The organism is Nocardia sp. NPDC127526 (assembly GCF_042672265.1).
Taxonomy (GTDB): Bacteria; Actinomycetota; Actinomycetes; order Mycobacteriales; family Mycobacteriaceae; genus Nocardia.
On the sequence record NZ_JBHXVO010000001.1, the window covers coordinates 112033 to 120374 of the forward strand.

8 protein-coding genes are annotated in these 8342 nt (G+C 67.1%); 5 read left to right on the forward strand and 3 right to left on the reverse strand.

What is annotated here, in order from left to right; genetic code table 11:
* Positions 1-37: 37 nt before the first annotated feature.
* Positions 38-583 carry an RNA 2'-phosphotransferase gene (locus tag ACFVIV_RS00575; protein ID WP_379192375.1) on the forward strand — a complete coding sequence of 182 codons (546 nt, stop codon included), beginning with the start codon at positions 38-40 and terminating at the stop codon, positions 581-583.
* Positions 584-832: 249 nt separating this feature from the next.
* Here the strand turns inward: ACFVIV_RS00575 and ACFVIV_RS00580 are convergent, their stop codons facing one another.
* On the reverse strand, positions 833-1180 hold the full coding sequence (locus ACFVIV_RS00580) for a hypothetical protein (RefSeq protein ID WP_379192379.1): 348 nt from the start codon (positions 1178-1180) through the stop codon (positions 833-835).
* A gap of 185 nt (positions 1181-1365) precedes the next feature.
* Between ACFVIV_RS00580 and ACFVIV_RS00585 the strand changes: the two genes are divergently transcribed.
* Entirely contained in the window at positions 1366-2400 is a 1035-nt protein-coding gene (locus ACFVIV_RS00585; protein ID WP_379192381.1) for an AraC family transcriptional regulator, read from the forward strand.
* A 98-nt stretch (positions 2401-2498) separates the two neighbouring features.
* On the opposite strand, the gene ACFVIV_RS00590 is transcribed toward ACFVIV_RS00585, so the two are convergent.
* Complete coding sequence (locus ACFVIV_RS00590; RefSeq protein ID WP_379192383.1) at positions 2499-3362, reverse strand: MaoC/PaaZ C-terminal domain-containing protein; 864 nt, start codon at positions 3360-3362, stop codon at positions 2499-2501.
* Positions 3363-3574: 212 nt separating this feature from the next.
* Positions 3575-5287 carry a 3-oxosteroid 1-dehydrogenase gene (gene kstD / locus ACFVIV_RS00595; RefSeq protein ID WP_379192385.1) on the reverse strand — a complete coding sequence of 571 codons (1713 nt, stop codon included), beginning with the start codon at positions 5285-5287 and terminating at the stop codon, positions 3575-3577.
* A gap of 107 nt (positions 5288-5394) precedes the next feature.
* On the opposite strand from kstD, the gene ACFVIV_RS00600 reads away from it, so the two are divergent.
* The 3 genes from ACFVIV_RS00600 to dmpG are packed head-to-tail and all read left to right on the forward strand — an operon-like array spanning position 5395 to position 8185.
* Positions 5395-6180 carry a 2-keto-4-pentenoate hydratase gene (locus ACFVIV_RS00600; protein ID WP_379192387.1) on the forward strand — a complete coding sequence of 262 codons (786 nt, stop codon included), beginning with the start codon at positions 5395-5397 and terminating at the stop codon, positions 6178-6180.
* A 30-nt stretch (positions 6181-6210) separates the two neighbouring features.
* Positions 6211-7119, forward strand: a complete 909-nt coding sequence (locus ACFVIV_RS00605; protein ID WP_379192389.1) for an acetaldehyde dehydrogenase (acetylating) — start codon at positions 6211-6213, stop codon at positions 7117-7119.
* A 13-nt stretch (positions 7120-7132) separates the two neighbouring features.
* Positions 7133-8185 (forward strand): 4-hydroxy-2-oxovalerate aldolase, encoded by a 1053-nt coding sequence (dmpG, locus tag ACFVIV_RS00610; RefSeq protein WP_379192391.1) that lies wholly within the window; start codon positions 7133-7135, stop codon positions 8183-8185.
* Positions 8186-8342: the final 157 nt, after the last annotated feature.

Consider the following 8342-nt stretch of genomic DNA (forward strand, 5'->3'; position numbering starts at 1 on the left):
GTTTCGAATCCGCCCGCCGCCCTGATTGACTCTGCGCATGAACGACGCACAGCTGATCAAGACCTCCAAGCGGCTGGCGTATCACCTGCGGCATGCGCCGGGCGAGATCGGGCTCGAGCTCGATGCCGCGGGCTGGGTCGAGGTCGCCGAACTGCTGTCGGCCCTGGCCCGGGGCGGCCGTGTCCTCACACGTCCCGAACTGGACGAAGTGGTCGTGAGGAACGATAAGCGCCGCTTCGAATTCGACCCCACCGGCACCCGCATCCGCGCCAGCCAGGGCCACAGCATCAATGTGGAGCTGGACTATCCGCTCAGCACGCCGCCGGACACCCTCTTCCACGGCACGGTCGCCGCGGCCCTGCCCGGTATTCGCGCCGAGGGGCTGAAGCCCATGCGCCGGCACGCGGTTCACCTCTCCGCGGCCCTGGACACCGCGGTGAAGGTGGGCGGGCGGCGCGGGAAGCCGGTGGTGCTCATGGTCGATGCCGCCGCCATGGTGCGCGACGGTCACGAATTCCGGGTCAGCACCAATGGGGTCTGGCTGGTGCCGGCGGTCCCACCCGGCTATCTCTCCGGCTGGTGATTCGGCATCGTGCGTTCGAGAGTTTGCGCGGGCCGGACCCGGGCCGCCGGACGGGCAAATCCCCGGTCCGCCACGGTAACCCGGGGCCGCACGGATCGGCGGCAGCAGACCGCGGGCGAACGGTAAGCGCAGATGCACGTGCACGGGCAACCTTGTAGCGAATCAGGGAATCGCCCCGCCCCGCCGGAGGGCGACCGGCGGGGCGGGCGGCCCGTCCAACCGCATTGCAGGTCAGACGGGTAGTTCCGGTTACTGGAGGGCAGGTGGCATGCGGGTCGGTTTGATCCGCCCGGCGTCGATGAGCGCCCGGAACGCGGCGGCCTTGCGGGCGCATTCGGTGACCGGGCACCGGCGGTGCTGTTGCATGGTGCGATGGGCCTCGCTCACCCCGAAGGGCTCCTCGGGAGCCAGGTGCGACCAGGCGTTGGAGATGGGTTCGGGATCGGGAGATGTATTGCGCTCGTTGCTGATTCGTTCGCGAATCCGGTCCACGGAGAGCCGGTCCGGATCGCGGGTGGGATGGTGCAGGCTCATGACGGTGATCGCCATTATCGCGAGCATTGCAAGGGTGGCCGTGAACACTTGCCAGGCGGCCATTTGTTCACCTTCTCCAGTCAATCGGTTTCAATTGGATGTAGTTCGCTAGATATTCACCGTATGGCTCGAGACGTTACTTCGGCCAGCGCGTCATGGGTCAGAAACAGGCGAATTTCGGCCTCCGCCAGCAACTTAGCCAGCCGTTTCGGGTCCGCATACGCCGAAAGTTTGCGACGATTGACAAGGTGACCGACGGGCAGGCACAACTGCGCTCCATAACCAGCGCGGCGCTGCTGGTCGACTTCGCCACCGGCCGGGGGCTGGAAACGGCTACGGTGCTGCGTGAGACGGGCATTCGGGAAGCCGATCTGGTGGACTCCACCGCCGAGATCACCCTCGGACAGGAATTGGCCCTGATGCGCAATGTCGTGGCCGGAGTGGGCGATGAGCCCGGCGTCGGCCTGATGGCCGGGCTGCTCTGCCACCCGCCCAGCCTGGGCGTTCTCGGATTCGCCCTGATGAGTTGCAATACCGTGCGCGACGCCGTGGAGATGGCGCTGCGCTACGCCGACCTGTCGTTCACCGTCGCCCGCCACACCCTGGTCATGAACGACCAGGAGGTCTCCATCATTCGCGACGACACCCACGTCCCGCCCGAATTGCGGCGTTTCGCGGTGGAGCGGGATGTGGCCGCCATCTGGACCATTCAGCAGGACGTCATGCCCATGCGCCCGCCGCTGTCCCGGGTGGCCGTGGCCTTCCCGCCGCATCCGGTCTACGAGATGTTCGGCGCCATGCTCGGGGTGGAGGAGGTCGTCTTCAACGCGCCCCGATCGGTGGTCACCGGTCCGGCCAGCATTCAGTATCTGCAACTGCCGCAAGCGAATGCGGCCACCGCACGCTACTACGAGAAGCAGTGCGCCGACCTCATGCAGCGCCGCAAGCGCCGCCAGGGCGTCAGCGGCCGCGTCCGCCAGCTGCTCATCAGCCGCGGCGGCGTGGCCGACCAGGCCCGCATTGCCGCCGAACTCGATATCAGCGTCCGCACCCTGCGCCGCCGCCTGGCCGATGAGGGCACCACCTTCCGCGAGCTCACCACCGAGACGGTCGGCCTGCTCGCCGAGGAATTGCTCATTACCGGAATGACCGTGGAACAGGCCGCCGTGCGCCTCGGCTATGCCAGCGTCTCCGCCTTCACCTCCGCCTTCCGGGCCTGGAAGGGACAGTCGCCGGGCCAATTCGCGCGCGCGAATCGTGGCCGGGTATCGGTCAAGGTCTAGATCAGGGCGGACAGAATGGCCCGAAAATGGCCCAAATCAGACATAACAAACCGGGCCGCAACCGAAATTCGGCCACGGCCCCGTTTTTTTGGCCTGAATCAGGCCGAAAAGCTCAGCGCGACGTCGGCGAGTACCGGCGCGTCCTCACGTTCCACGACCGTGGCGGCAATGGTGAGCTCGCCGTCCCCGCGCCAGATCCGGCTGCGAATGGTCTCACCCGGGTAGAGCACACCGGCGAAACGGGCGCGGAAACCGGTGACCCGGGCGGCATCCGAGTCCAGTGCCGTATCCGTGGCGGTCTTCAGCACCAGGCCGTAGGTGCACAGGCCGTGCAGAATCGGATTGGGGAACCCGGCATTACGGGCGAATTCCGGGTCCGAATGCAGCGGATTGCGGTCACCGCACATGCGGTAGAGCAGGGCCTGCTGCGGCAGCGTCGGGGTGAGCACATCGTAATCCGGTGCGCGGTCCGGGAATTCGACCTTCGTGGCGGGGCCGCGCGCGCCACCGAACCCGCCCTCGCCCTTGGCGAAGATGGACGAGCGCGCGGTCCACAGCGGTTCGCCATCCGAGCCGACCACGGTGTCCTCGCGCCATACGACCGCCGCGGAACCTTTGTCCCAGATATCGGTGATGCGACCGGTGGTGGTGGCCTTGCCGTAGGCGGGAATCGGGCGGTGCACCACGATCTCCTGGCTGCCGTGCACGACCTTCGCCAGATCGATATCGATGCCCGGGAACTTCACCTGCGGCGGCTCGGTCTCGTGGAAGGACGGCGCGACGGTCGCGAACGACGGCAGCACTTGCGGATTCCGGTCGTCCAGATAGCGAAGTTCGGCCGGATCGGTCCAGCGCGCACCGCCGCCCAGCGCCAGGTTGTAGGTCTGCACATCGCTGGGAGTCCAGCTGAACTCCCGCGACGGAAGCGCCGCGCCGAGCGCGATATTCAGGTCGATGGGCATGAAGTTCTCCTCGGTGAGATCGGTGGACGGCACCCACGATGCGAACCCGCTCGGTTCGAGAGTGCGGCGCTCGCGCGCGTCTGCGCAAGCCGCGGTCCGCTCGCCGGGACGGCCGGGCGCGGCGCGCTGTTCGATTGGCTGGGAGGGTTGGGCGCGGGTCCCACGTGACCTGAACTCGCGCCCAACCCGTTCCTGAACCGGGTTGGGACGGTTCAGGAGGCTTTCTGCTCGGCGGGGCCGGCGGTCTCCGCCTTGGCGGCGATATCGAGAGCGGCCAGATAGCCGAAGGTGATGGCCGGGCCGATGGTGGCGCCGGGCCCGGCATAGGTGTGGCCCATGACCGGCGCGGAGGTATTGCCCGCGGCGTAGAGGCCCTCGATCACCGAGCCGTCCTCGCGCAGCACGCGCGCGGTGGTGTCGGTGACCAGGCCGCCCTTGGTGCCGAGATCGCCGGGCACCATCTTGACCGCGTAGTACGGGCCGACCTCGAGCTTGTTCAGGCACGGATTGGGCTTGATGGTCGGGTCGCCGTAATACCGGTCGTAGGCGCTGTCGCCGCGGCCGTAGTCCTCGTCCTTGCCGGTCTCGGCGAAGCCGTTGAAGCGGTTCACGGTGGCGGCCAGGTTATCGGCCGGCACTCCGATCTTCTCGGCCAGCTCGGCCAGGGTGGGCGCGATGACGATCAGGTCGTTTTCCATCCAGCGGGACGGAATCCGCTGGCCAGGCTGCAACCCGGCGAAGATGTAGCGACTCCGGTAGCGCTGATCGAAGACCAGCCAGCACGGCACGTTCTCGCCCGGACCCTCACCCTGCCCGTATTCGCCGCCGTACATGGTGTGCACGGCCTCGACATAAGGAGCGGACTCATTACCGAAGCGCCGCCCCTGCTCGTTGATCATGATGCTGCCCGGCAGATTCCGCTCGGCCAGGCAGAACCAGGTCCGGCCCGGACCCTGGAACGTGGTCGGACCCCACCAGGCGTCCTCCATGAAGTCCAGCGCCGCGCCCGCGTCGATGCCCGCGCGAATGCCGTCGCCGGTATTGGCGAGCGCGCCGGTGGTCCAGTCGGCGGTAATGGGTTCGCGCTGGTACTTGTGCCGCATATCGGCATTGCGCTCGAAGCCGCCGCTGGCCAGGATGACGCCGTGTTTGGCGGTGAAGCGGACGGTCTCGCCGTTCTGCTCGGCCTCGACCCCGGTGACCACACCGTTCTCGATGACCAGCCCGGTCAGCGGAGTATTCAGCAGCACAGGCACATTCGCGTCCTGCAGGCCCTTGCGCATGCCGGCGATAATGGCGCGGCCCATGCCGACCAGTTCCTTGCCGGACACCTTGCCCCAGGCCCAGCGCGCGCCGACCCGCAGGACGGTCGCGAACCCGATCGGGTGCCGGCGCATGAGGTTCAACTTCTTGTAATCGGCCTGCATGACCACCACGTTCAGCGGCGCCTTGCTGTACGGCGGCTCCAGATTGCGCCGCTCCTCGCCGAGGATCTTGAGATTGAACGGCTTGGGCTCGCAGCTGCGGCCCTCCGCGCGGCCGCCCGGCGCCTCCGGGTAGTAGTCGGAGTAGCCCGGCACCCACTTCATCTGCAGCGGGGTGTTGTCCAGGACGAAGTCGAAAGCCTCTGCGCCGCGGTCGATATAGGTATCGATCTTCTCCTTCGGCACCACATCGCCGATGATGTTGTACAGGTAGGTGCGCGCGTCCTCGCGGTCGTCGGGACGGCCCGAGGCCCGCAGCGCCTTGTTGCCCGGAATCCAGACGCCACCACCGGAGCGAGCGGTCGAGCCACCGTAGTGCGCGGCCTTTTCGATGAGCACCGTGCGCAGACCGCGGTGCGCGGCAGTGAGGGCGGCGGTCATACCGGCGGCACCGCTGCCGACCACCACCACGTCGTAATCCCGATCAGTCATGTAGAACACGTTATAGAATCAATCCTGGTTTGGTCTATGTTGGTCTGGCAGATAGGACCGCTGACGCGATGTTCTTCACAAAAACTCGTTTCAGTTTCTAGTGGAAGGAAGGCAGCGTGCTGAGCGACGCGCTTCGGAGTGAACTGGCAGATGAGCTCGCCGTGGCCGAGCGCGATCGGGTGCCGCTGGACCCGCTGGTCGCGCGGCATCCGGATATCGACGTGGTCGATGCCTATGAGATCCAGCTGGTGAACATGCGCCGGCGAATCGCGGGCGGCGCCGTCGTCATCGGCCACAAGGTCGGCCTGTCGTCGAAGGCCATGCAGCAGATGATGGGCGTGGACGAACCGGACTACGGGCATCTGCTCGCCGAGATGGAAGTCTTCGAGAACGTTCCGGTCGATACGTCGAAGTACCTCTACCCGCGGGTCGAGGTCGAGGTCGGATTCGTGCTCGGCGCGGATCTGCCCGGCGAGGACTGCACCGAAGAAGATGTTCTGAAGGCCACCGTCGCCTACGCGCCCGCCATCGAGCTGATCGACACCCGTATCAAGGACTGGAAGATCGGGCTGTGCGACACCATCGCCGACAATGCCTCCTCCGCCGGCTGGGTGCTCGGCCCGGCGCGCGTCGCGCCGGATGAGCTGGATATCAAGAAGATCGACGCCGTCCTCACCCGCAATGGCGAGGTGGTCGCCGAGGGCCGCAGCGATGCGGTGCTCGGTGATCCGACCATTGCCGTCGCGTGGCTGGCCCGCAAGGTCGCCTCGTTCGGGGTGCGCCTGAAGAAGGGCGACATCGTGCTGCCCGGTTCCTGCACCCGCGCCATCGACGCCCGCCCGGGCGACGACTTCACCGCCGAGTTCGCCGGACTCGGTTCCGTCCGGCTGTCCTTCAGCTGACACTGACATCACCGCACAAGGGAGAAAGCCGTGGCTGCAAGCAAAGTCACCGCCGCGATCGTCGGGTCCGGCAATATCAGCACCGATCTGCTGTACAAGCTGCTGCGCTCGGAGAAGATCGAGCCGCGCTGGATGATCGGCATCGACCCGGATTCCGAGGGCCTGAAGCGGGCTCGCGGGCTCGGGCTGGAAACCTCGGCGGAGGGCGCGGATTGGCTGCTGGCGCTGCCGGAGAAGCCGGATCTGCTGTTCGAGGCCACCTCGGCGTACGTGCATCGGGCGTACGCGCCCAAGTACGAGGCCGCGGGCATCCGCGCGGTCGACCTCACCCCCGCTGCGGTGGGGCCGGCCGTGATTCCGCCGGTCAACCTCGATTCGCTACGGGATGCGCCGAACGTCAACATGATCACCTGTGGTGGGCAGGCGACCATTCCGATGGTGGCCGCGGTGTCGCGGGTCGTGCCGGTGGCCTACGCGGAGATCGTGGCGTCGGTGTCCTCGGTGTCGGCCGGTCCCGGAACCCGCGCCAATATCGACGAATTCACCAAGACCACCTCCAAAGGCGTTGAGACCATCGGCGGTGCGCAGCGCGGCAAGGCCATCATCATCCTCAATCCGGCGGAACCGCCGATGATCATGCGCGACACCATCTTCTGCGCCATTCCCGAGGATGCCGACCGCGAGGCCATCACCGCGTCCATCCACGAGATGGAGAAGTCCATCCAGGAGTACGTGCCCGGCTACCGGCTGCTCAACGAACCGCAGTACGACGATCCGTCGGTGATTTCCGGTGGCATGGCGAAGGTTTCGATCTTCGTCGAGGTGGAGGGCGCGGGCGACTTCCTGCCGCCCTACGCCGGCAACCTGGACATCATGACCGCCGCCGCCACCAAGGTGGGCGATGTCCTTGCGGATCAGATCATCTCGGCTCGGGTGTAAGGAGATTCGACCCATGAGCACTGTGCTGAAGCCCTTCTCGGGCGAACTCGATGTGCGCGTCACCGACACCTCGCTGCGGGACGGCTCCCATCACAAGCGGCACCAGTTCACCGTCACCGAGGTGCGCGATATCGTCGCGGCCCTGGACACGTCCGGCGTGCCGGTCATCGAGGTGACCCACGGTGACGGCCTCGGCGGTTCCTCGTTCAACTACGGTTTCTCCAAAACCCCGGAGCAGGAACTGATCAAGGCCGCCGCGGAGACCGCCGCGCAGGCCAAGATCGCGGTTCTCATGCTGCCGGGTGTGGGCGTCAAGGAAGACATCAAGATCTCCCAGGACAATGGCGCGAGCATCGTCCGCATTGCCACGCACTGCACCGAAGCGGATGTCTCCATCCAGCACTTCGGCCTCGCCCGGGAACTGGGCCTGGAGACCGTCGGGTTCCTCATGATGGCGCACTCCACCACCCCCGAGCTGCTGGCCAAGCAGGCCCGCATCATGGCCGACGCCGGCTGCCAGTGCGTGTACGTCGTGGACTCGGCCGGAGCCCTTGTGCTGGACCAGGTTACGGACCGCGTGTCCGCCCTGGTCGCCGAACTCGGCGATGACGCGCAGGTCGGTTTCCACGGCCACGAGAACCTGGGCCTGGCCGTCGCCAACTCGGTGTACGCCGTCCGCGCCGGCGCCACCCAGATCGACGGCTCCGCCCGCCGCTTCGGCGCGGGCGCCGGCAACCTCCCCGTCGAGGCTTTCATCGGCGTCTGCGACAAGCTCGGCATCAAGACCGGCGTCGACTTCTTCGCCGTCACCGACGCCGCCGAAGACGTGGTCCGCCCGGCCATGCCCTCGGAATGCCTGCTCGACCGCCAGGCCCTCATGATGGGCTACGCTGGCGTCTACTCGTCGTTCCTGCGCCACGCGGAGCGCCAGGCCGAACGCTACGGCGTGTCCGCCGCGGAAATGCTCGTCCGCGCCGGCAAGCGCAAGCTGGTCGGCGGTCAGGAAGACCAGCTGATCGACATCGCCCTGGAACTCCAGCGGGAACAGCAGACCGTCACCGCCTGAGCTCGGAGGGACAACCAGCAACGGGGGTGACACCGCCGGGGGGGCGGCGGGGTAGGGGGGGGCCGCGGCCGGTTGTTCATCGCAGGGCGCCCACAACAGGGGGGTGGCCGCCGGGGGGGTGGCCGGGGCAGGGATTACCAGGGGGCCAGGCCCCCCG

Bases quoted from the DNA above. Each gene is read 5' to 3' on its own strand.
- ACFVIV_RS00580 (WP_379192379.1), bottom strand. From the start codon at position 1,180: ATGGCCGCCTGGCAAGTGTTCACGGCCACCCTTGCAATGCTCGCGATA.
- ACFVIV_RS00575 (WP_379192375.1), top strand. From the start codon at position 38: ATGAACGACGCACAGCTGATCAAGACCTCCAAGCGGCTGGCGTATCAC.
- ACFVIV_RS00590 (WP_379192383.1), bottom strand. From the start codon at position 3,362: ATGCCCATCGACCTGAATATCGCGCTCGGCGCGGCGCTTCCGTCGCGG.
- dmpG (WP_379192391.1), top strand. From the start codon at position 7,133: ATGAGCACTGTGCTGAAGCCCTTCTCGGGCGAACTCGATGTGCGCGTC.